The sequence below is a fragment of the Flavobacterium anhuiense genome (assembly GCF_050990855.1).
Lineage (GTDB): Bacteria > Bacteroidota > Bacteroidia > Flavobacteriales > Flavobacteriaceae > Flavobacterium > Flavobacterium anhuiense_C.
On sequence record NZ_CP158861.1, the window covers coordinates 5261538 to 5284834 of the forward strand.

18 protein-coding genes and 2 tRNA genes are annotated in these 23297 nt (G+C 34.1%); 10 read left to right on the forward strand and 10 right to left on the reverse strand.

From position 1 onward, the window contains the following. Window positions 1–78 precede the first annotated feature (78 nt). The gene (locus tag ABTV69_RS22595) at window positions 79–1131 is read right to left on the reverse strand and encodes a hypothetical protein (RefSeq protein ID WP_433832918.1); all 1053 of its coding nucleotides are present in this window, start codon (window positions 1129–1131) and stop codon (window positions 79–81) included. Window positions 1132–1238: 107 nt separating this feature from the next. Between ABTV69_RS22595 and ABTV69_RS22600 the strand changes: the two genes are divergently transcribed. Genes ABTV69_RS22600 through ABTV69_RS22610 form a run of 3 tightly spaced genes read left to right on the forward strand, consistent with a single transcriptional unit; the run spans window position 1239 to window position 5352 of the window. Then, window positions 1239–2150: an ABC transporter ATP-binding protein gene (locus ABTV69_RS22600; protein WP_433832920.1), complete on the forward strand. Its 912-nt coding sequence runs from the start codon at window positions 1239–1241 to the stop codon at window positions 2148–2150. 3 nt (window positions 2151–2153) lie between these two features. Further along, a complete protein-coding gene (locus ABTV69_RS22605; RefSeq protein ID WP_433832922.1) occupies window positions 2154–2990 on the forward strand; it encodes an ABC transporter permease in 837 nt (278 codons plus the stop codon). Between the two features lie 13 nt (window positions 2991–3003). Then, window positions 3004–5352: a choice-of-anchor L domain-containing protein gene (locus ABTV69_RS22610; RefSeq protein ID WP_433832924.1), complete on the forward strand. Its 2349-nt coding sequence runs from the start codon at window positions 3004–3006 to the stop codon at window positions 5350–5352. A 114-nt stretch (window positions 5353–5466) separates the two neighbouring features. Here ABTV69_RS22610 and typA read toward each other — a convergent pair whose 3' ends face one another. Next, window positions 5467–7263, reverse strand: a complete 1797-nt coding sequence (gene typA, locus ABTV69_RS22615; protein WP_091492101.1) for a translational GTPase TypA — start codon at window positions 7261–7263, stop codon at window positions 5467–5469. Between the two features lie 168 nt (window positions 7264–7431). Here typA and ABTV69_RS22620 point away from each other — a divergent pair, with 168 nt between their 5' ends. Then, window positions 7432–9141, forward strand: coding sequence for a PAS domain-containing sensor histidine kinase (locus ABTV69_RS22620; RefSeq protein ID WP_433832927.1), 1710 nt, complete (start codon window positions 7432–7434; stop codon window positions 9139–9141). 5 nt (window positions 9142–9146) lie between these two features. Next, entirely contained in the window at window positions 9147–9554 is a 408-nt protein-coding gene (locus tag ABTV69_RS22625; protein ID WP_433832929.1) for a response regulator, read from the forward strand. Between the two features lie 210 nt (window positions 9555–9764). Here ABTV69_RS22625 and rpsT read toward each other — a convergent pair whose 3' ends face one another. The 4 genes from rpsT to proS form a co-directional block, all read right to left on the reverse strand. Next, complete coding sequence (rpsT, locus tag ABTV69_RS22630; protein ID WP_073417115.1) at window positions 9765–10016, reverse strand: 30S ribosomal protein S20; 252 nt, start codon at window positions 10014–10016, stop codon at window positions 9765–9767. A 152-nt stretch (window positions 10017–10168) separates the two neighbouring features. Further along, a tRNA-Glu gene (locus ABTV69_RS22635) sits at window positions 10169–10240 on the reverse strand. 45 nt (window positions 10241–10285) lie between these two features. After that, window positions 10286–10357: transfer RNA gene (locus ABTV69_RS22640), tRNA-Glu, on the reverse strand. Window positions 10358–10435: 78 nt separating this feature from the next. Beyond that, complete coding sequence (proS, locus tag ABTV69_RS22645) at window positions 10436–11914, reverse strand: proline--tRNA ligase (RefSeq protein WP_433832931.1); 1479 nt, start codon at window positions 11912–11914, stop codon at window positions 10436–10438. 102 nt (window positions 11915–12016) lie between these two features. Here proS and ABTV69_RS22650 point away from each other — a divergent pair, with 102 nt between their 5' ends. The 5 genes from ABTV69_RS22650 to ABTV69_RS22670 all read left to right on the forward strand — a co-directional run bounded on the left by ABTV69_RS22650 (window position 12017) and on the right by ABTV69_RS22670 (window position 17630). Continuing rightward, complete coding sequence (locus tag ABTV69_RS22650) at window positions 12017–13006, forward strand: hypothetical protein (RefSeq protein ID WP_433832933.1); 990 nt, start codon at window positions 12017–12019, stop codon at window positions 13004–13006. A 41-nt stretch (window positions 13007–13047) separates the two neighbouring features. After that, window positions 13048–14574, forward strand: a complete 1527-nt coding sequence (locus tag ABTV69_RS22655) for an OmpP1/FadL family transporter (protein WP_433832935.1) — start codon at window positions 13048–13050, stop codon at window positions 14572–14574. A 209-nt stretch (window positions 14575–14783) separates the two neighbouring features. After that, the gene (rimO, locus tag ABTV69_RS22660; protein ID WP_111289008.1) at window positions 14784–16097 is read left to right on the forward strand and encodes a 30S ribosomal protein S12 methylthiotransferase RimO; all 1314 of its coding nucleotides are present in this window, start codon (window positions 14784–14786) and stop codon (window positions 16095–16097) included. Between the two features lie 41 nt (window positions 16098–16138). After that, complete coding sequence (locus tag ABTV69_RS22665; protein WP_433832938.1) at window positions 16139–16696, forward strand: hypothetical protein; 558 nt, start codon at window positions 16139–16141, stop codon at window positions 16694–16696. A 28-nt stretch (window positions 16697–16724) separates the two neighbouring features. Next, window positions 16725–17630, forward strand: a complete 906-nt coding sequence (locus ABTV69_RS22670; RefSeq protein ID WP_433832940.1) for an N-acetylmuramoyl-L-alanine amidase — start codon at window positions 16725–16727, stop codon at window positions 17628–17630. Between the two features lie 393 nt (window positions 17631–18023). Here the strand turns inward: ABTV69_RS22670 and ABTV69_RS22675 are convergent, their stop codons facing one another. From ABTV69_RS22675 to ABTV69_RS22690, 4 genes are all read right to left on the reverse strand, one after another. Then, a complete protein-coding gene (locus ABTV69_RS22675; protein WP_433832942.1) occupies window positions 18024–19112 on the reverse strand; it encodes an outer membrane beta-barrel protein in 1089 nt (362 codons plus the stop codon). 608 nt (window positions 19113–19720) lie between these two features. Further along, on the reverse strand, window positions 19721–20686 hold the full coding sequence (locus ABTV69_RS22680; protein WP_433832944.1) for a glycoside hydrolase family 5 protein: 966 nt from the start codon (window positions 20684–20686) through the stop codon (window positions 19721–19723). A 12-nt stretch (window positions 20687–20698) separates the two neighbouring features. Further along, entirely contained in the window at window positions 20699–21931 is a 1233-nt protein-coding gene (locus ABTV69_RS22685; protein ID WP_433832946.1) for a glycoside hydrolase family 27 protein, read from the reverse strand. An 80-nt stretch (window positions 21932–22011) separates the two neighbouring features. Beyond that, window positions 22012–23271, reverse strand: a complete 1260-nt coding sequence (locus ABTV69_RS22690) for a fasciclin domain-containing protein (protein ID WP_433832948.1) — start codon at window positions 23269–23271, stop codon at window positions 22012–22014. Between the last annotated feature and the right edge of the window lie 26 nt (window positions 23272–23297).

The following is a 23297-nucleotide window of genomic DNA, read 5'->3' on the forward strand; positions in this document are numbered from 1 at the left end:
TTTTAAACCATATAAGTCATCTAAGTTCAATAAAGCAGAGCATCTTAAATTAGTTATATAACTTATATGGTGAAATTTTTAAACCAAATTGGTGTTTTTGAAATTACGTGTAATAAACTCAAATGCAGCATGCATGACGTGTCCCATCGATTTTGCATTTTTGAATTTCATGTCGTTCGTATAACGGTACAATTCCATTTTTAATTGCATCAAATGTTCGTGTGTCGAAATCGTATCGTGGCACATAATATTCAGCAATTTTTTAATTCTGGTTTCGGCTGAATGAATACGTTTTGCTAAAATAGCCCTTTCTTCATCTTTATACTGAATAATTGAACGCTCCTCGAGTTTCTCTTTAATCAATTGAATCATGGGAAAATTTTCCTTGAAAAACTGCGGGCGATAAACTTTAAAATTCCCTTCATAACATTGCTGATCAAAATCGATCGGACGAATTTTATATACAACCTGATCAAAATCATGAATTGGAACAATTACATAATTATAAGCGCGCATATCTCCCAAAAGACGAATCATGCAACGCTCGTTAAACTTGACAAACTCCTTTGCAATTTGGGCTTTTTCCATTTCACTGCACTGATCAAGCAATGTATCCATAAAAACATCACCCGGAATTCCGATAATATGTTCTTCAATCAAAGTATCCTTATACACCAGAAAGTTGATTTTGTCTGGTGAAAGAATATCTTCCAATTCCAATCCGTAGATACGAGAAGCATCTGCTTTTTTAATATAAAAGTGAACGTAGTTATCATTCAGAATATTTCGAACTTTAATTCTAAACGGTTTCGAATTTCCAAACGTACAATAATCAATTGCATCAACATTCAGGTATTGAATAATTTCGCTATTTCCATCAGAATGCAGTAATGAGTAGATTTTTTTTAGATTTAAATCAATTTCATTTCGTTCAAATTCACCATAATATACTCGAATCCAGAGTGTATCATTATCATGTTTATCATAAACATTTATAGATCCCGAAAAACGAAGCAAGTCATCATAAAACACAGAAACTTTAGAAATACGTTCGTATCGTTCTAAGTAATTTAAAAGTGGCTGTGTTAAAGGGTAAGACGGTTTTTTTAAAACCATTAAGGGCTCGCTCATTTTGAATATCTTTATTACAAATTTACGTCAATACGTTTTAAAGTTAGAATTTTAAAGTAACAAAAAACAATTTGATTCGTCATACTAAAAACTAAAACCAGAAAAATTTGGAAACCATATTAACCATTGAGAATTTAAGCAAAAGATACGGTCGCATCCAAGCTCTAAAAAATGTATCTTTTCAAATACAAAAGGGTCGTGTTTATGGCATTCTAGGGCCAAACGGCAGCGGAAAATCGACTACATTAGGAATTGTATTAAATGTTGTCAACAAGTCTTCTGGCCAGTATCGCTGGTTTGACGGTAATATAGAAACGCATGATGCCTTAAAAAAAGTTGGCGCGATTATAGAAAGACCCAATTTTTATCCGTACATGACAGCCGAGCAAAACCTGAAATTAGTTTGCAAAATCAAAAACATTAACTATTCTAAAGTGAATGAAAAACTAGAGCTTGTGGGTTTAATCGAAAGAAAAGACAGCAAATTCAGCACTTTTTCTTTAGGAATGAAACAACGTTTGGCCATCGCTTCGGCACTTTTAAACGATCCTGAAATTCTAATTTTAGATGAACCAACCAACGGATTAGATCCTCAAGGAATTCATCAAATTCGAGATATCATAAAGAAAATTGCCTCGCAGGGAACGACTATTTTATTGGCTTCTCATCTACTAGATGAAGTAGAAAAAGTCTGCTCGCAGGTAATTGTTTTAAGAAAAGGCGAAGTTTTATATTCTGGGCCTGTTGATGCAATGTCTGCTAACGAAGGTTTCTTTGAACTGCAAGCCGATGATAATGCAGTCTTAAAATCAGTTTTAACAGAACATCCTGCAGTGGATCGAATTTCTGAAGAAGAGGGCAAAGTTATAGTGCACCTAAATTCTAATTTGTCCGCTTCAGAATTAAATCAATTTTTATTTTCTAAAAACATTGTTTTAAGCCATTTAGTAAAGCGTAAAAACAGTTTAGAAGCTCAATTTTTAGAACTAACCAAAAATGCCATCGCCCAAAAAAACTAAATTATGAAAAGACTTCTTTCTATAGAATTGCAAAAAATCTGGATGAACAAGGCCAGCCGTATATTAACCCTAACCTATTTTATACTACTTTCTTTTATAGCCTTAATTGCTGTCATAAAATTTGACATTGGGCCTTTTAAATTTCATTTGGCAGAAATGGGAATTTTTAACTTCCCTTACATTTGGCATTTCAACTCCTATATTGCAATTTATTTTAAACTTTTTCTAGCTATCGTAATTGTTTCTATGATGGCCAATGAATACACATATGGCACATTAAAACAAAATCTAATTGACGGCCTCAGCAAGAAGGAATTTATTTTTTCCAAATTTTTAACTGTGCTTTTATTTGCCTTAGGGTCTACTATTTTTGTTTTTATAATGAGCTTGATCTTAGGATTATTTTACTCTTCTTATACAGAATTTGGTATTATTTTTAGTGATTTAAGTTATCCTTTGGCCTTTTTTGTAAACTTATTAGGTTTCTTTTCTTTCTGTTTATTTATTGGAATTTTAGTAAAACGATCTGCTTTCGCCTTAGGATTTCTGCTAATATGGTATTTTATAGAAGGCATTATAACACTAACCCTAAGATTTATTCTTTTCTCGGGTTCAGACAAATATACCTACTTCACCCAATTTCTTCCTTTAGAATCGATGTCTAATTTAATTGCAGAACCCTTTACAAGATTATCAGCAATTAAAAATGTTCAGAGCCAAATGGGAATAGAAAATATGGGAGATTATAGCGTAAATTATTTTACTATTTTAATCGTTTTGGCTTGGACATTTTTATTTATCTATTTTTCTTACAAATTATTAAAAAATAGAGATTTGTAGTATATTTGTTACTATGAGTCAACTAAGAAATCTACTAATTTTAATTTTGTGCTGTTTTTGCTATAAAACCAGTGCACAGAATATTTCTGTTAATGATGTAGCAACGCCAACAGATTTAATTCAAAATGTTTTAATTAATAGTTCTTGTGTTGATGTCGAAAGTGTAAGTGCAACGGGAAATCCAACTCCAAATGAACAGAGTTACGGTTCTTTTACTGCTGGTGCAAACTTTCCTTTCACAGCCGGAATCGTTTTAAGCACTTCTCCCAGTAAAAATGCAGAAGGCCCTTATAATCAGCAAGGTTCTAAAGGCACACAAATTAGATCTTGGAATGGAGATGCAGATTTGAATACTGCGTTAGGAATTACCAATAGTACGCAAGCAACCGTTTTAGAATTTGATTTTATAGCGTTGACGAACTCAATTAGCTTCAATTATATTTTTGCTTCGAATGAGTATCAAAATAACTTTCCCTGCATTTATTCCGACGGATTTGCTTTCTTAATTAAAGAAGCTGGAAGTAGTGAAAATTACAAAAATCTTGCGGTTTTGCCCAATACGACTACTGCAGTTTCAGCAACAACGGTTCATCCAAAAATAAACACCATAAATGGGAGTGGCGGAGAACCATTAGTAGGTTGTGAAGCTATAAACGAAAATTATTTCAACGGTTACAATACAGCTGCGAGTCCAATTAATTATGCTGGTCAAACAGTAGTAATGAATGCTTCTACCGATGTAACTCCTAATAAAAAATACCATTTAAAGCTGGTAGTTGCCGATGATGTCACCAGACAATATAATTCGGCAGTTTTTATTGAGGCTGGCAGTTTTGTGACTAAAATTAATTTTGGCGAAGACAGAACGGTCGCTAATAATAATCCTGTTTGTTTTGGGGAAAATTTTGCGTTAGAAACCAATTTAAGTGCAACAGCGTATACTTTTAAATGGTTCAAAAAAGACGCTTCCAATACTTACGTTGAAATTCCAGGTGCGATAGCTCCATCTTATCCTGTACCATCATCAGGAATATATAAAGTTGAAGCGACCATGAACAATACCACATGTGTATCTATAGGAGAAATTACCGTTGAATTTTCTTCTGAAATTCCATCAACTGACACTTCGCTACTGCAATGTGATGATGATGCGGATGACATTACCATTTTTGATTTGACTAAAGCAGCTAATATTGTAAAAAACAACAACTCTCAGATTATCAATCAAGGATACTATGAAACTTTAGTAGATGCGCAAGCCAAAACAAATCCAATTACAAATCCACAGCGCTATACCAACAAAACTCCAAATCAAATCATTTTTGCACGAATTGAGAATACGTTTGGCTGTAGTTCAATACCTGAAATCACATTAAATGTTTCTAATTCTGTTATACCAAACCAAGCTCCAATAGCGACTTGTGATGGAGACGATACGCAAGATGGTTTATATCAATTTGATTTAAGCGCGCAAGTAACCCCTCAAATTTTGAATGGTTTACCAACAGGTTTGGTAATTAATTACTTTTTAACCGCTACTGATGCTATTACAGAAACCAATCCGTTGCCGAATATTTTCAAAAATACAACTCCAAACAGTCAGACTATTTATGCACGTGCTGCAAATGGACCTAATTGTTATGATATAACTCCTGTCGAACTGGTTGTAAATACTTTTGACCCACCTAATTTTGAAGACGAAACGCATTATCTGTGCAACGGAAACGAAATAACGTTAACTGTAGCTACAGGATTTAGCAGTTATGCATGGTCTAATGGAAGTGCTACAAACACTACATTAATTAATAGTGCAGGAGATTACTCGGTGACCGTCAAAGATCCAAATGGTTGCGAAAAAACTAAAAAATTTGAAATAATTTTATCAGAGCCAGCAACAATTACAGGAGCAGATGTAAAAGATTTTTCTGGAACTGACAATACAGTACAAATTCAATTTACTGGGGTAGGAAATTATGAATTTTCTCTTGACGGAATTGTTTATCAAGACAGTCCAACTTTTACACAAGTAAGTCCAGGTGTTTATAATGCAATTGCGAAAGATAAAAATGGTTGTGGTCCGTCTAACATATTTCAAGTCTATGTCTTAGATTATCCACGTTTCTTTACTCCAAACGGAGACGGTTTCAATGATTTATGGGTAATTAAAAACATTGATCAAATGCCAGATTATACTATTTCTATTTTTGATCGTTATGGAAAATTATTAAAACAAATGAGTCAAAATGGCACGGGCTGGAACGGCATCTTCAACGGAAGAGAAATGCCTTCTGATGATTATTGGTTTACGCTTCTTTTTGTGAATGGAAAAAATGTCAAAGGACACTTTAGTTTGAAAAGATAAGCTTTCAAAAATTCCAATTCTTAAAATCCAAATTCCAAAAAAAGATAAATAATAAAAAAATCCCAAACTCCAGATTGGAATTTGGGATTTTTAATATTGAAATTTAAAATATAATTAGATTTTATATCTTTTTCTATCTGTTTCGCTTAAGTAAATTTTTCTTAAACGTAAAGATTTTGGAGTAACTTCAACGTATTCATCTTTTTGAATGTACTCTAAAGCTTCTTCTAATGAGAATTTGATAGCAGGAATAATTCTTGCTTTATCATCAGCTCCAGAAGAACGTACGTTAGAAAGTTTTTTCGTTTTAGTAACGTTAACAGTCATATCGTCGCTACGAGTATTTTCTCCAATTACCTGACCTTCATAGATATCCTCATTAGGATCAACGAAGAATTTACCACGATCTTGTAATTTATCGATAGAGTAAGGAATAGCTTTTCCATTTTCCATAGAGATCAATGAACCGTTATTACGTCCAGGAATTTCTCCTTTGTATGGTTCGTATCCGATGAAACGGTGTGCCATAATAGCTTCACCAGCAGTAGCAGTAAGCAATTGATTTCTTAAACCAATGATTCCACGAGATGGAATATTGAATTTAATGATCATACGCTCCCCTTTACCTTCCATAGAAAGCATTTCACCTTTACGGATTGTTACGAACTCAACCGCTCTACCTGAAAGATTTTCTGGCAAGTCGATAGTCAATTCCTCAATTGGCTCACATTTAACACCATCAACTTCTTTGATGATTACTTGTGGCTGACCAATTTGAAGCTCGTACCCTTCTCTTCTCATCGTTTCAATAAGAACAGATAAGTGAAGTACACCACGACCAAACACCATGAATTTATCAGCTGAATCAGTTTCACCAACTTTCATCGCTAAGTTTTTCTCTAACTCTTTTGTTAATCTTTCACGGATGTGTCTAGAAGTAACAAATTTACCTTCTTTACCAAAGAAAGGAGAATCGTTAATTGTAAACAACATACTCATTGTTGGCTCGTCAATAGCAATTGTTTGTAAAGCTTCTGGATTCTCAAAATCAGCGATAGTATCACCAATTTCAAAACCTTCAATACCTACAACAGCACAAATATCACCAGCTACAACTTCTTCAACTTTTCTACGGCCTAAACCTTCAAAAGTGTGTAATTCTTTAATTCTAGATTTGATGATTTTTCCATCTCTTTTTACCAAAGAGATCGGCATTCCCTCTTTCAAAGTACCTCTTTCAAGACGTCCGATAGCGATACGACCTGTAAAAGAAGAGAAATCCAAAGAAGTAATCAACATTTGTGGAGTTCCTTCAGAAACTTTTGGAGCAGGAACATTAGCAATAACCATATCCAATAATGGCTCAATGTTTTGCGTTTGCACTTTCCAATCATCTGACATCCAGTTATTTTTAGCAGAACCGTAAACCGCTGGGAAATCCAACTGTTCTTCCGTAGCTCCTAATTCAAACATTAGGTCAAAAACTTTCTCGTGAACTTCTTCAGGAGTACAGTTTTCTTTATCTACTTTATTGATAACTACGCAAGGTTTCAATCCTAAATCAATCGCTTTTTGCAAAACGAAACGAGTTTGTGGCATTGGACCTTCGAAAGCATCAACTAATAAACATACACCATCGGCCATGTTCAATACACGTTCTACTTCTCCTCCAAAATCGGCGTGGCCTGGAGTATCGATAATATTGATTTTTGTTCCTTTATATTGAACAGAAACGTTCTTAGAAGTAATTGTAATACCTCTCTCACGCTCTAAATCGTTATTATCTAAGATTAAATCACCTGTATTTTCGTTTTCACGAAATAATTGACAGTGATACATAATTTTATCAACCAAAGTGGTTTTACCGTGATCGACGTGGGCAATAATTGCAATGTTTCTAATAGATTCCATCTGTGATTTTTAATGGGCGCAAAGGTACACTTTATTTTCTAAAAAAAAACGTTTCTGTCATAGTTTGCGTATATACAATCAATTAGTTAATATAAAACATCAAAATATAGGCTTCAAAATGATATTAACATACGTTTAGTTATAGTTAAATTAACTATATTTGAGGTGATGAAAAGTAAAACCCTCCAAATTACTCTTATTTATACCATCATCTCGATAATTATGGCGTTCTTATGTCATAAATTACTCACAACCTACTTTTCTTCATCAGAATATTTATATCTCTCCTTGGTAAAAGATGTTATATTTATTCTTATAACAGTAATGGTTTTCAGCTTAATACTTTCAAAGAATGAAAAAAGAAACATAACCATCTTTGAAAAATTAAACAAAACCAATGAAGAAATAAAAGAATCCAACGAGAAGTATGACATAGTAGCAAAAGCTACTAGTGATACCATTTGGGATTGGAAAATTCAAGAAGACAGCATTAATTGGAACAAAGGAATAGAAGGTGTTTTCGGTTATGACCCACAAGAAGTTGGCAAAACTTCTAAATGGTGGTTCGACAAAATTCATCCCGAGGACAGCATCCGAATGTCAATAAAGCTATATTCCTTTATTGAACAAAAAACGGAGAAATGGCAAGACCAATACCGCTTCAGATGTGCAGACGGATCCTATAAATATGTATTGGACCGAGGTTTTTTATTAAAAGATGAAAATGGAAGAGCCATCAGAATGATTGGTGCTATTCAAGACATCACAAAACAGAAAGAAGAAGAACAACGATTAAAACTTTTAGAAACAGTAATTACACAATCTAAAGATTCGATTTTAATTACCGAAGCCAATTCTACTCAGAGAAAAATACCGAAAATAGTTTACGTGAATCCTGCATTTTCCCAAATGTCTGGCTACCAATCAAACGAAATCATCGGAAAATCGCCAAATATTTTCAAAGGACCTAAATCGGATTCAGACGAGTTAAAAAAACTCTTAAGAGCTATAAAAAATGAAGAAGAATGCTTAATCGAAACCATCAGCTATACCAAAAGTAAAGAGGAGTATTGGGTGCGTTTTTCCATGATCCCTATTTTCAACAATGAAGGAGTGATCTCACATTGGATTTCGATACAAAGAGACATTACAGACGAGAAAAAACTAGAAACGGAAAAAGAACATTTAATTCGAGAATTAACACAAAACAATAAGGATTTAAAACAATTCTCCTACATAACATCACACAATCTTAGAGCTCCACTTTCCAACTTAATCGGACTATTAAATCTAATAGAAGATATCCCGATAGAAAATGAAGAGTTACAAGAAATACTTGCCGGATTTACAAAATCGACGCACTTGCTAAACGAAACCATCAATGATTTGGTAAAAGTCATTATCATTAAAGATAATCCGTCCATGCAAAAAGAAGAAGTGTCTTTAAAAGAAGTTTTTGAAAATGTTTTTAGTCAGCTTTCTTTTCAAATAGAATTACACAAGCCAATAATTAAGCTTAAATTTGACAAAGTGCCTGAACTTATTACAAATAAAGCCTACATAGAAAGCATTTTATTAAATCTGCTCACCAATTCTATAAAATACAAATCAGAAAATAGAAAACTAAAAATATCCATAATAGCCGAACAAATAGAACAAAGAACTATTCTAACTTTTAAAGACAACGGAATAGGAATCGACTTGGAAAGAAATCGCGACAAAGTGTTTGGACTTTATCAAAGATTCCATAATTACCCTGACAGCAAAGGACTAGGCTTATACCTTGTAAAATCACAGGTAGAAACAATGGGAGGAACAATCTCTATCGATAGCGAAGTCAATAAAGGAACTACATTTACAATAACATTTAAAAATTAACCATTATGCTTGAGCAGATTCTATGCATCGATGATGACCCTATCACCTTGATGTTATGCAAAAAAGTAATTTCAAAATCTTCATTTTCACATGAAGTTGTTACAGCTCAAAACGGAGAAGAAGCGCTTCATCATTTCAATATTTTAAAATACACCAACGATAAAGCAAAAAAAAGACCCGAATTAATTTTTTTAGACTTGAATATGCCTATTATGGGCGGATGGGAGTTCTTAGATCATTTCACTTCTCCAGATTATAATGAATTCAACACCGTTCCTGTAATCGTATTATCATCTACTATTGACCCAGAAGATCTCGCAAAAGCAAAAAAATACCCCATTATCATAGATTTTCTTTCCAAACCTATTACGCAACCCATGTTGGAATATCTCAAAAAGAAAATAGACCTTTAGATTAAATTCCAATATTAAAAATTCCAAATTATAAGCGAGTAGATTCAAACACTCTGGATCCCGTAAAAGCAAAATCCAAATCCCAATATCTAAAAGATTGGTATTTGGATTTTTTTTATTGGACTTTTACATTCAGAATTTCTTTAAAATTACGGCATAAAAAAAGTCCTCTAAAAAAGAGGACTTTTGTATATCTAACAAATTGTATAATTACAATTTAGCAACGTGTTTCGTTAATTTAGACTTCAAGTTAGAAGCTTTATTATCGTGAATGATGTTCTTTTTAGCTAATTTATCAATCATAGAGATTACAGTTGATAATTTTGCAGTAGCATCAGCTTTATCAGTAGCTAATCTTAACGCTTTAATAGCATTACGAGTAGTTTTATGCTGATATCTGTTAAGAACTCTTCTTTTTTCGTTACTTCTGATTCTTTTTAATGCTGACTTATGATTTGCCATTTTCTTTTAATTTTAGATGTAATAATTATTATAAATACTAGTTAAAAAAGAAAAACCTCCCACAATTATAACAATCACTTTGGTTTTAACTAATAAAACAAAAACCGAGACACCAATTTTTGTTTTACAAAACTTATTTACAACTAATTTTGTAGTCCGTAGGGGAATCGAACCCCTGTTACCAGGATGAAAACCTGGCGTCCTAACCCCTAGACGAACGGACCTTAATTCTCCTAAGTTGGAAACTTTTCAATATGTAATATAACTTGTAGTCCGTGGGGGAATCGAACCCCCCTTACCAGGATGAAAACCTGGCGTCCTAACCGATAGACGAACGGACCGTGCTTCTGTATTGCGGATGCAAAGATACATCTATTTTTTATTTGCGCAACACCTAATGCAAAAAAAACTATATTTTTTTAATAAGCCTTAGCAAAAAGCACTCTTTTAGAAGAAGGTTTCCCAGTAAATACACAGGCTCCCGCCTCTTCTACAGCATCTAAAGGAATGCAACGAATCGTTGCTTTTGTCAATTCTTTTATCTTTTCTTCTGTCTCAGCAGTTCCGTCCCAATGAGCAGATAAAAACCCTCCTTTTCCTTCTAAAACTTCTTTAAACTCCTCAAAATTATTCACTTCCGTAATATGAGTATTACGATAGTCAAGCGCTTTTGTAAATAAGTCCGTTTGAATTTTTTCTAAAAGATCATTTACGTGTTCAACGATTTTTTCGCCAGCAACAACCTCTTTTGTCAAATTATCACGTCTTGCAACCTCAAAAGTTCCATTTTCTAAATCTTTTGGACCGACAGCAATTCGAACAGGAACTCCTTTCAATTCCCATTCTGCAAATTTAAATCCTGGCTTTTGCGTTGTTCTATCATCAAACTTAACAGTGATTCTTAATTTTCTCAGTTTAGTAGTCAATTCATTAACTGCCGCCGTAATTTGAGCCAATTGTTCATCTGTCTTATATATAGGTACAATTACAACTTGTATTGGAGCTAAATTTGGAGGCAATACCAATCCTTGATCATCAGAGTGCGTCATAATTAAAGCTCCCATCAAACGGGTAGATACTCCCCAAGATGTTCCCCATACATGTTCTTGTTTTCCTTCAGCATTGGCAAATTTAACATCAAATGCTTTTGCGAAATTTTGCCCTAAGAAGTGAGACGTACCAGCTTGCAAAGCTTTTCCGTCTTGCATTAATGCTTCTATACAATACGTTTCATCAGCACCTGCAAAACGTTCTGTTTCAGTTTTAAAACCTTTCACTACCGGAATTGCCATGAAGTTTTCTGCAAAATCAGCATAAACATTCATCATTTTCTCAGATTCTTCAATAGCTTCGTCTTTTGTAGCATGAGCTGTATGCCCTTCTTGCCACAAAAATTCAGCAGTTCTTAAGAATAAACGCGTACGCATTTCCCAACGAACCACATTGGCCCATTGATTAATTAATAAAGGTAAATCTCTATAAGATTGCACCCATCCTTTATAAGTAGACCAAATAATAGCTTCACTTGTTGGACGAACAATAAGCTCCTCCTCTAATCTTGCATTTGGATCAACCATTAATTTCCCAGGTCTTTCCTCGTCATTTTTCAATCTATAATGCGTTACAACCGCACATTCTTTTGCAAATCCCTCCGCATTCTTCTCCTCTGCTTCAAACATGCTTTTCGGCACAAACAAAGGAAAATACGCATTTTGATGTCCAGTTTCTTTGAACATACGATCTAACTCAGCTTGCATTTTTTCCCAAATAGCATATCCGTATGGTTTTATTACCATACATCCTCTAACTCCTGAATTTTCAGCTAGATCTGCCTTTACAACCAGTTCGTTATACCATTTCGAATAATCTTCTGATCTTGTAGTGAGGTTCTTACTCATATTATATATTTTGGCACAAATTTTGTTTTAAATAATTTTAACTAAATAGTTTGACAAAACTAACTAATTTTGTAATGTGCAACAATAAAAAACACCACAGATATGAAAACTTCACTTTCACTCCGCCAAAACTCTAATCATTTTTACTTAATCGGATTATTGAGTTTATTGCTAGCATCATGTGGTTCTTACCAAAATTCCTCTTATTACGACAATGATGGGGTTTATGGTGGTACATCTGTTAAATATGTAACAACCGGAACAAACAACCAATACAAGGAATATTTCAGATCATTGCAAGACGACAATCAGCCAACTGAGATATTTACTGACGTTGATAATTACACCAATTATTCAGACAGCACGCAAACTGCCTCAGTAGGTTATCCTGCATGGGGAAGCAGTAGCTCTGAAGTTTCTGTAAATGTTTACTCTACTCCAGCATGGTCTTTTGGCTTTGGATGGGGTTATCCTTATTATGGCTATGGCTATTATGGATGGGGATACCCTTACTACGGTTGGGGATATCCAGGATGGGGATACCCTGGCTGGGGTTATCCAGGTTGGGGATATCCATATTATGGCTACAACTACTCTTATAACTATGGAAGAAGAGGTTCTGCAGCATATTATGGCGACAGAAACTATGCTTACAACCGAAATTACAGCACCGGTAGAGGATACACCACTAGTAGAGGTTATGCTACTGACAGAAACTACACTACCAACAGAGGAAATTATACAACAAATAGAAATTATACCACAAATAGATCTAATAGCTATACAGACTTTAGAAGAACTTCTACATTAAACAGAGGCACTACTAGCCCAACATTTACAAACAGAAGATCTTACAACACTACCTCTGACTACAGCAACAGCAATAGAAGATCTTACAATAACAGTGGTACTACCACAAATAGAACCTACACGCCAAGCAACAACAGCGGTTCATCTAGAAACTACACGCCTAGCAATAGCAGCTCATCAAGAAGCTATACTCCTAGCGGTGGCGGCGGCTCTAGATCGTACGGCGGCGGTGGCGGCGGCGGAATGAGATCTGGCGGCGGTGGCGGTGGAGGAAGAAGATAATTTTTCCTCAACTCACTAAATTCAAACTAAAACTCATCAAAATGAAAAAAATATTTTTCCTATTTATAACAGGACTAACTGTCAGCGCGTCATATTCACAAGAAGTTTCAGACGCCCTACGTTATTCTCAAGAAAATCTTACTGGAACCGCACGATACAGAGCAATGAGTGGTGCTTTTGGAGCTGTTGGAGGAGATATATCTGCCTTAAGTGTTAACCCTGCAGGATCTGCGATTTTTAATAGCAATCAAGTTGGGGTTACATTTAGTAATCAAAATATTAAAAACAATTCTAATTACTTTGGCACTCAGACTTCCGATAAAGAAAACTCTTTCATCTTAAATCAGGCTGGGGGCGTTTTCGTATTTAAAAATCATAACCCTAACGTAGGATGGAATAAAATATCAATTGGAGCAACTTACGAAAACACAAATAATTTCAACAATCAAGTTTTCTCAGCTGGAACAAATCCGACTAATTCTATCGATGGCTATTTTCTAGCTTATGCAAATGGAGAACCAGGGAAAAACAACGGAGTTCCATTGGGAGTAATAAAAAATGTCGATTATCGAGATCAATTTTATACAGAACAACAGGCATATTTTGGATACAGAGGCTATGTCATAAATCCAGTAAATCCTTTAGACGACAATAACACTGCATATACAACAAACGTTCCTGCAGGAGGAAACTATCATCAGCAAAATGAAATTTACACCAACGGATACAACAGCAAAGTAAGCTTCAATATAGCAACCTCTTACAAAGACAGGCTTTTTCTTGGAGCTAATTTAAATGTTCACGTTACAGATTACAGAAAATCTTCAAGCTTCTACGAATACAATAACAACCCTCTAGAAACGCGTGAAACAATTTCTGATGTTCGTTTCAACAATGACATTTACACCTATGGAAATGGTTTTTCTTTTCAACTTGGAGCAATTGGCAAAGTTACAGATGCTTTCAGACTTGGAATAGCATACGAATCAAATACCTGGTACGAACTTTACGATGAAGTATCGCAAAGTTTATATTCTACAACAGAAACTAGTGCAGGTGAAACTTTCAACAACTCTATAAATCCAAACGTAGTAAATGTATACCCTTCCTACACAATACAAACTCCTGATAAATGGACCTTTAGTGCCGCATATGTATTTGGAAAATCTGGCTTATTAAGTATTGACTATGGTATCAAAAACTATGGAAATAGCAAATTCAAACCTACGAGCGATCAAGGCTTCCGAGAACTTAATGACGATATAAGCAACACTTTAACCAGTACAGGCGAACTTCGTATTGGTGGAGAATACAAAATCAAACAATTGAGCTTAAGAGCTGGATACCGCTATGAAGGAAGCCCATACAAAAACGGAATTACAGTTGGAGATTTAAATAGCTATTCTGGCGGTTTAGGTTATAATTTCGGATCTACTAAATTAGATTTGGCTTATTCTTACTTAGAAAGAAAATCAAATCAAGGTTTTTTCACCAGAGGATTTACTGATGGCGCTAACATTACTTCAAAATTGAACAATGTTACCATGACCTTATTATTTGAATTGTAATTAAAAATCAAAATAGATGATTTAAAATTCCATCAGGTTTAGGCTTGGTGGATTTTTTTTATCCTTTAAAAACTATTATTTTTTTAATTCAAATTTAAGATTATTAAGACATAAGCAGTGATAGCTTCACAAAAAACAGCTAAAACAAACTGCAAACTAGTGCTGTTTGAATAAAAAAAGTGTAATTTTGCACTCCAATTTATAAAAGTATGAGAACCAAGTCTTTAAAAAAGAACAAAATTAACGTAATCACTCTTGGGTGTTCAAAAAATGTTTATGATAGTGAAGTCCTTATGGGACAGCTGCGTGCAAATGGAAAAGAAGTTGAACATGAAGCTCCAGCAGAAAAAGAAGGAAACATTATTGTAATTAACACTTGCGGATTTATTGATAATGCAAAAGCAGAATCGGTAAATATGATTTTGGAATATGCAGATAAAAAAGACAGAGGACTTGTAGACAAGGTTTTTGTAACAGGATGTTTGTCTGAGCGTTACAGACCAGATTTAGAAAAAGAAATTCCTAATGTTGACCAATACTTTGGAACAACAGAATTACCTCAATTATTAAAAGCTTTAGGAGCTGATTATAAACATGAGTTGCTTGGAGAACGCTTAACTACAACTCCAAAAAATTATGCTTATTTAAAAATTGCTGAAGGATGCGATAGGCCTTGCAGTTTTTGCGCAATCCCATTAATGAGAGGCTCTCACGTTTCTCAGCCAATTGAAAAATTAGTTAAAGAAGCTCAAGGACTTGCTAAAAACGGAGTAAAAGAATTGATCTTAATTGCTCAAGACTTAACGTATTACGGACTTGATCTTTATAAAAAAAGAAATTTAGCCGAATTGCTAGAAGCTCTTGCAGCTGTTGAAGGAATTGAGTGGATTCGTCTGCATTATGCTTACCCTACCGGTTTCCCAATGGATGTTTTAGAGTTAATGAAACGTGAACCAAAAATCTGTAATTATATAGATATTCCGTTACAGCATATTTCAGATTCTATTTTAAAATCTATGCGTCGCGGTACAACTCAAGCTAAAACAACTCAATTATTAAAAGATTTCCGCGCTGCAGTTCCAGGAATGGCCATTAGAACGACTTTAATTGTTGGTTACCCAGGTGAAACTCAGGAAGATTTTGAAATTTTGAAAGATTTTGTTCAAGAAATGAAATTTGACAGAATGGGATGTTTTGCTTATTCTCATGAAGAAAATACTCATGCTTATTTATTAGAAGACGATGTTCCAGATGATGTAAAGCAAGCAAGAGCTAATGAAATTATGGAATTACAGTCTCAAATTTCTTGGGATTTGAACCAAGAAAAAGTAGGTAAAGTTTTCAGATGTATTATTGACAGAAAAGAAGGCGCTCATTTTGTAGGACGTACAGAGTTTGATAGCCCTGATGTTGACAATGAGGTTTTAATAGACGCTTCTAAACATTATGTAAAAACTGGTGAATTTGTTAATATAAAAATAATTGAAGCAACAGAATTTGATTTATACGGAGAACCTGCTTAAATTTACACTGCACTATTGCAAACATTAGACAAAATACTTTTATGAAACCTACATTAAATTTAATTCTTTTCGTTTTTACTTTATTCTGTTTCAACACTGTTTCTGCTCAATATGGAGGATATAACAATGGTTATGGCAATGGCTATGGTGGCGGCTACGGAAGAGGTGGCGGAATGGGCATGGATAGAAGTATGATGGCCGGACAGGGTCAAGGCACACCTAGCAAACCTAAAGAAACTCCTCCTGAAGAAATTGCTGGAATGATCATAGAACAAATGAAACCACAAGTAAACTTGGATGAATTACAAGCAATTGCAATTTCAAATGTTTTAACTGAAAGCATTAGAGAACAAGGTATTTTATTAAAAAACGAAAGCAGTAGCCAAGATCAAAAAATCGAGCAGATTAAAGCTTTAAAAGAGAGTACTGATAAAAAAATTAGCGCTTTTTTAAATCCTGATCAAATTGAAAAATATAAGACTTTCATGGACACTTTCAAAGACATGAAAAAGTCTAAATCTAAAAAGAAAAAAGATAAAGACTCTAAAGAAGATTCAAAAGAAGTAAAAGACGCCCCAGATACGAAAATTTCAGAATAATCGTTATTAACTTATAAAACAACGAATTATGACAAAAAAACTTTTTTGTTACCTGATTTTAGCTATTATAATCAGCTCTTGTTCTACGAACCCTTACAAGAAAACCGAAAAAGCTTACGATCAGCAGCTGAAAACTTTAGAGAACCAAATAACCAGCAAAGAAGCTAAACCAATTCCTGCAGTCGCACCTCTTGCAATTGACACTTCTTATGCGCAACAATTGGGAATCGTAAAAGATTCTTTATCTAAAACAGGCTCTACTTATTTGGTAAACGGAATTAATACAGAATGGGTTGGTACCGTAAATTTCAATTTAAGAAAACCAAGCTTCGTTATTATTCACCATACGGCTCAAGATTCGCTGCAGCAGACAATTAACACGTTTACAAAAACCAAAACTCAAGTAAGCGCGCACTATATTATTTCTGAAAACGGAAAAGTAGTACAAATGCTTAATGACTATCTAAGAGCTTGGCATGCCGGAAATTCGACTTGGGGAAAAACAACAGATTTAAATTCTTGTTCTATTGGTATTGAATTAGACAATAATGGTTTTAAACCTTTTACAGAGGCACAAATCAGTAGCTTGGTAGCTTTATTAACCAAATTGAAAAAGGATTATAACATTCCGACGCAAAACTTTTTAGGTCATGCCGATATCGCACCGGGAAGAAAACAAGATCCTAGCGCATTGTTTCCTTGGAAAACTTTAGCAGAAAAAGGATTCGGAATTTGGCCCGATGAAGTATTAGAGCCAGCTCCATTTGATTTTAAAATCGAGCCTGCTCTGAGAATAATCGGTTACAATACCAAAAATTTAAGTGCGGCCATTCAAGCTTTTAAATTGCATTACATTCAAACTGATGCTACATCGGTTTTGGATAGAAAAACAATCGATGCGATTTATTCGATATATAAAAAACAGGTTCAATAAAACCTCATCAATTAAAACAAAATAGGCGTTTCTAAATACAGAAACGCCTATTTTATTTCTTATAAATACTGCTTGTATTTCTTGCTTTTTAATACTCGATAATCAGACGTTCCTACGGAACTTTTAATCGCGCCGCAACATAACAATATAAACCCAATTCTACCGACCGACCATTCCTAACGGATTCTACCTACCAAACATTCCTAACGGAATGACTTATTGCATCTTAAATTTTATAATGCCAAATTTCAAAACTCCCAAATATTAAAGATCAAACCTTCAAGCTCAAACTTGAAACTTGAAACCTGAAACCTGAAACAAATAAAAAAGCTGCCAAAACATTAGAATGTTTCGACAGCTCCAAAAAAAAAAAAAAAATATCAATCTTTATCTCTAGAAAGAGTATGTTGTTGCAATTAAAGCGTAGAAACTTCCGCCTGTTGGTAATGCATCTTTATCTAAGAATATATCTTCAGATGCCGCATCGTATCTTAGCTCAGGAATTATAGTCAATTTCCCAACTTTGTAGTTCAGAGAAACTGTATTAGCAAACACATTAGACCCTGCTAAAGTTCCTAAACTTGGAGCTGCATCTTTAGCATCAAAATATTCCATTCTGTAAGCTAAAAGCAATGCTGGATTAAAGGTGTAAGTAGCATATCCTACTACAGAAAACCAATCTCCGTCTAAATTACTATCAAAATCATTTGTTGTTTTAGCATAAGTCGCATTTAATCCAAGTGCAAAACTATCGCTAATTGTTTTAGATGCTGTCAAATCAAACTGCGTTTTATTTTCATCTGAAACTGGAATTATACTTCCTGGAATTGGATTAGTACTTCCTGTTGTAAAATTCAAATAAGCACTCCCTGTATCACCAATATACCCTACTTGTCCAATGAACGTTTTTTGATAAGAACCTGCATCCATAGCCGATTTAAAATCTGTTGGGTTGGTTAATCCTAACATAGCAGTAAATTTACCGGAAGTATATTGCGCTTTAACCCCAGTATTAAAAAATGGTCCGTAAGAAAACGCATAAGACATACTGTAGTTTTTGTTATCAACCGCATCTAGCACCTCATATCCGATATGAGTTCCGAAACTACCTGCTACTACTTTAAACTCTTCAGTTAAATTGTATGTAAAAAATAATTGTTTAATCATAAATTTTGCGCTTGCATCTTTATCTGGCGTCTCATTATATGAAAATTCTGCTGCTCTTTTTCCAAAACCTAAGTCTACAAAAACAGACGCTTTTCCAAAAGTATGCCCCGCTTCAATCGATGCCATTCCTAATTCGAATGAATTCTGTGAGTTGGTAAAGCTCGTTAATCCATTCATTTGTTTTGAAAAATCATATTTATAGTACGCATCTGCAGAACCTCCCCATGTGGTTGCTGGAGCAGCTGCTTCCTCTTCTTGGGCAAAGGCAAAAGAACTTGTTAACATCGCGGCTAAAATGTGAAATGCTTTTTTCATGTTTTAATTTGGTTTTTAGTTATTAAATTGATTCTGGTTAGTTAATCTTTTATATATCTACTTAATAGTATAGTCATTTCTAAAACCTCTCATGCGCCCTTCAAATCATCATCATTTTCATTAGCGAATTTATTAACTTTTGTATGAGTAGAATAATCCAAAACTGCTTTTTTGACGTTTTAGACGAAGAATTACGGATTACAAAAATTAAATCGCCAATAATCAATATTTGATATTTATAGATATTTGTTTTTGAAAATTCAACAAAACAATTTTATACAAAAATTCACTTTTAAACAGGTATTTTAGAAATACAACAGATAAAAACTACAAAACAAAACATTAAAATGCTTTTAAAAACAACATACCCCCTAAAATTTTAGGGGTACAATCAAAAATTAAAAAATTTAGTAGATTTTCAAAACTAAAAAAACACGTTACTAAAACAAGTAAAATGAGAAAAATTATTCCTACAAAATCAAACCTACTTTTCATCATAAACACTCCTTAACTATAGTTTCTTTTTTTTAGAAAAAAAAGAAAGTAAAAAACAAAAAAGCCTGCTCCTATTGGAGCAGGCTTCCTTCTATTTTAATCTAACAAACTATTTATTCTTCTTTATTGTATTTCCTTAAATATTCTCGGACTTTAATTCCCGATTCTTTTAAATCTTCGTCTTTCCATTTTCCTTCCGATTTAGCTGATTTCTTTAAAATCGAACAAGTTTCGTCTTTATCGGATACTGACCATGTAATCCAGCTTAATTTTCGAGCTTCCATCCAATCTATATATTCTTGCCAAGCTTTGTAATTTATCGGTCCATCTCCAGAGGCTTCCATTCCTGCCGATTCTGAAATAAAAACTGGCAAACCGCTTTTGATAGCTCTATCGGTTCTTTCTCTTAATTCTTTACCATGAGTTGCGGCATAAAAGTGCATCGTATACATTATATTGGTATAACCTCTTATGGGATCTTCGGCAGCAAGATCGATATCTTGATCCCAATGCGGACAGCCAACTAAAATTATATTATTAGGATCGTTTTCTCGAATGACTTTAATAACTTCTTCTGCGTAGTTTTTTACTTCCCACCAAGTTTCATAATCTGGCTCGTTAAATACTTCATATATTATATTAGGATACTTGGCATACTTTTTTGACATCTCTGCAAAGAATTCTTTTGCTTCTTTAAGGTTTATATTGTGGCTGTGCCAATCTATAATTACATAAATGTCAGATTTTATAGCTCCGTTAACAACGGCTTCTATTTTTTCTTTAGAAAACTGCGGATCTTTTATATAGGAGTATTCTCCAAGTTCGATTCCCATTGCGGCGCGAACCACATTGCAATTAAAATCTTTTTTCAACCAGCTTACTGCTTTTTCATTATAAAATCTTGGCCACATGCTATGCCACCCAAAACTGAGCCCACGGAGCACAATCGGATTGTTTTCTTTATCTACGAGCTGAGTTCCAAGAATACTTAATTGCCCATGTTTTTTCACAAATTGTGCTTTTGAAACATTTACAAATAGCAAAAGAAAAAAAGCAGCATACCAAAACTTTGATTTCATACTATATTTAATTTAAGGAATTAATTTTAAGGTAATAACATCATGAGAAGCTATTTCGGCTGTAAAAGCTTTCTTGGTATTTCCGATTTCTTTGTTTTTCCAAAGATCTTTTATTTTGAAAGTTGTTTTATTGAAATCAGCGTCGTATCCGAAATCGGCGTCTTTGATATTGTTTTTCTTCCAATCGAAATTGACTTTTTTTGAAGTTTCGGTTCTATTTACAAAACTTAAAGCCCAAACTCCATCAGAAAGTGGTTTTACCCACACTTCTACTCCGTCTAAAATTACATATTTAAACCCTTGAATTCCAAGTTTATCTTGATTAACCGCAAGCAATTCTTTATTGGTCAAAATCGCTAAAGTTTCTTTAGACATTTTACGATAGTCGTTTCCTGTGAATAAAGGCGACGAAAGCATACACCACATGGCAAAATGCGTTTTATCTTCGGTATCGTTCATTTCATTTCCAACTTCCATCATATCAAAATCATTCCAATGATCTGGACCAGAATATTTACGAATGTCTTTTCGCATATCCGCAATTTTCATAAATCCCCAAGACGACCAATTTTCTGGATGTTTGAATTCGCAGTCAAAACAAGGATAAATATCTCCAGAAATTCTCCAAAGATTTCCAATTGGTTTCCCCCATTCCCACGGCTGATTGTCTCCCCATTCACAAAGACTAAAAACAATTGGTCTTCCAGCTGTTTTTAATGCATTACTCATCGTTGTATACGCTTCCTTTGCTGTAATGCCTTCTGTATTACACCAATCATATTTTAAGAAATCTACACCCAATTTTGCATAAAATCTCGCATCTTGATATTCATAACCTCTTGTTCCTGGATAACCTGCACAGGTTTTAGTTCCTGCACAATTATACAATCCGAATTTCAGACCTTTGCTGTGCACATAATCGATAAGCGCTTTCATTCCGCTTGGAAATTTTGTCGGATCTGGAACTAAATCGCCGTTTGCATCACGCTCGTGCGTCATCCATCCATCATCTAAAACAATATAATTATAACCAGCCGCGGCTAAACCAGAAGAAACCATGATGTCAGCCGTTTCTTTTACTAATTTTTCGTCAATATTGGTTGCAAAAGTATTCCACGAATTCCACCCCATTGGCGGTGTCATCGCAAGACCATCAAATTTTCCACCTTGCTGTTTATGCGTATTTCCTTGGCTGAATACAAAACTCGAAATACTCAGCAGAGATCCTAAAATTATTTTTTTCATTCTTTATCTATTTTAAAAAAGATATTCCCTAATTTCTCAATTAGGGAATACCTCAAACTAACTCATAACAAATATTATTTTTATAAAAATCCTATATCGTCTATATAAAGAATGCTAGACGGAGTAATTGTTCCTCCAGAAAATTCTTGAATAAACACACTATCAAAATTTCCATCAGTCAAAAGTTCAGGATGCAAAGCTGAAATAGGAATTGAAATATTATTCCATTGTCCCGGCACTAAAGTAACTGTAGTACCTTTAGCAGAATCACCCGTGTCACTATTTATGGTAACCATAATTTTAGTGCTTTCTGTTGGGAATATAGACATTTTAACGAATTGATAATCTGAAGCTTTTAGGAGCAAATCTGAGTGCATAAAAAGTCCGCTCCAAGCTTCTGCCACTTTTTTAATCGCATAAGTTCCTCTGCTCACTTTTTCTGTGCTTTCCCAGGTTATATCTCCTCCCCAGCCCCAGCCCCATCCTTTCAATGAGTCTTCGTATAATAAGTATTTAAGACCAATACCGCTTGGAGCAGAAACTCCAAACTCTGTCTCTACAACAATAAGAGCATAGGAATCAAAATCTGCTGGAACAGTTGCTTTTATTTCTGTCTTAGACACTGTAGTAAATGTAGCGGCAGTAGATCCGAATTTTACGCTTTTCACCTTTACAAAGTTCTGACCTGTAATGGTGATTACATCTCCAGGAGAAGCTAAGACTTGCGACAAGCTTGTAATTGAAGGCGCTGGAGGAGTTAATTCTATCACATTACTCAAAACATTTACAAAACCATTTGTTCCGTAATAATCCAATCCAGGCGCTTCTTTATCAGATCCATTAACCTTTAAAACATTATTGGTTACATTAATGCTTAACAGATATAGATCAGGATTCAACGCATTTGCCATTGTTGCATAATCTCCGGTTGTCAAATAATCAGCTTCAACACCTTCAAGTTTAGCAACTCTTTTCTTCACGCCTTTAATAACATGGCTCAAAACCAATTGTTTCAAATCTGCTACAGGTACCAAATTAATATCTGGATATCCTAAATCGTTTACATAACCATTGGCTACCAAATAAGCATCGAAAGTAGCATCGTTTGGAACAAAATAAGTATAATTATCAGCTGTATCTAACGTCGATTCTAAACCAGCTAATTTTATTGCTTTTACAAACGTCGTTAAGTTACTATTTGCTTGAATTAAACCATATGCTGTATTGTAATTTTGCTGTGCTCCTCCAATATCTTCAATTTCGTTATCGCAGGAAGAAGCTGCAACAACCAAAAAGACACTTAGAGCAATATGTTTTACTTTATTATATATATTTTTCATAAATTCTCTTTTAGTTTTTTAATTAT

What these genes read in the sequence shown, in the direction of transcription:
- ABTV69_RS22595 (WP_433832918.1), bottom strand. Translation starts at nt 1,131, where the DNA reads ATGAGCGAGCCCTTAATGGTTTTAAAAAAACCGTCTTACCCTTTAACA.
- ABTV69_RS22605 (WP_433832922.1), top strand. Translation starts at nt 2,154, where the DNA reads ATGAAAAGACTTCTTTCTATAGAATTGCAAAAAATCTGGATGAACAAG.
- ABTV69_RS22610 (WP_433832924.1), top strand. Translation starts at nt 3,004, where the DNA reads ATGAGTCAACTAAGAAATCTACTAATTTTAATTTTGTGCTGTTTTTGC.
- typA (WP_091492101.1), bottom strand. Translation starts at nt 7,263, where the DNA reads ATGGAATCTATTAGAAACATTGCAATTATTGCCCACGTCGATCACGGT.
- ABTV69_RS22620 (WP_433832927.1), top strand. Translation starts at nt 7,432, where the DNA reads ATGAAAAGTAAAACCCTCCAAATTACTCTTATTTATACCATCATCTCG.
- ABTV69_RS22625 (WP_433832929.1), top strand. Translation starts at nt 9,147, where the DNA reads ATGCTTGAGCAGATTCTATGCATCGATGATGACCCTATCACCTTGATG.
- rpsT (WP_073417115.1), bottom strand. Translation starts at nt 10,016, where the DNA reads ATGGCAAATCATAAGTCAGCATTAAAAAGAATCAGAAGTAACGAAAAA.
- proS (WP_433832931.1), bottom strand. Translation starts at nt 11,914, where the DNA reads ATGAGTAAGAACCTCACTACAAGATCAGAAGATTATTCGAAATGGTAT.
- ABTV69_RS22650 (WP_433832933.1), top strand. Translation starts at nt 12,017, where the DNA reads ATGAAAACTTCACTTTCACTCCGCCAAAACTCTAATCATTTTTACTTA.
- ABTV69_RS22655 (WP_433832935.1), top strand. Translation starts at nt 13,048, where the DNA reads ATGAAAAAAATATTTTTCCTATTTATAACAGGACTAACTGTCAGCGCG.
- rimO (WP_111289008.1), top strand. Translation starts at nt 14,784, where the DNA reads ATGAGAACCAAGTCTTTAAAAAAGAACAAAATTAACGTAATCACTCTT.
- ABTV69_RS22665 (WP_433832938.1), top strand. Translation starts at nt 16,139, where the DNA reads ATGAAACCTACATTAAATTTAATTCTTTTCGTTTTTACTTTATTCTGT.
- ABTV69_RS22670 (WP_433832940.1), top strand. Translation starts at nt 16,725, where the DNA reads ATGACAAAAAAACTTTTTTGTTACCTGATTTTAGCTATTATAATCAGC.
- ABTV69_RS22675 (WP_433832942.1), bottom strand. Translation starts at nt 19,112, where the DNA reads ATGAAAAAAGCATTTCACATTTTAGCCGCGATGTTAACAAGTTCTTTT.
- ABTV69_RS22680 (WP_433832944.1), bottom strand. Translation starts at nt 20,686, where the DNA reads ATGAAATCAAAGTTTTGGTATGCTGCTTTTTTTCTTTTGCTATTTGTA.
- ABTV69_RS22685 (WP_433832946.1), bottom strand. Translation starts at nt 21,931, where the DNA reads ATGAAAAAAATAATTTTAGGATCTCTGCTGAGTATTTCGAGTTTTGTA.
- ABTV69_RS22690 (WP_433832948.1), bottom strand. Translation starts at nt 23,271, where the DNA reads ATGAAAAATATATATAATAAAGTAAAACATATTGCTCTAAGTGTCTTT.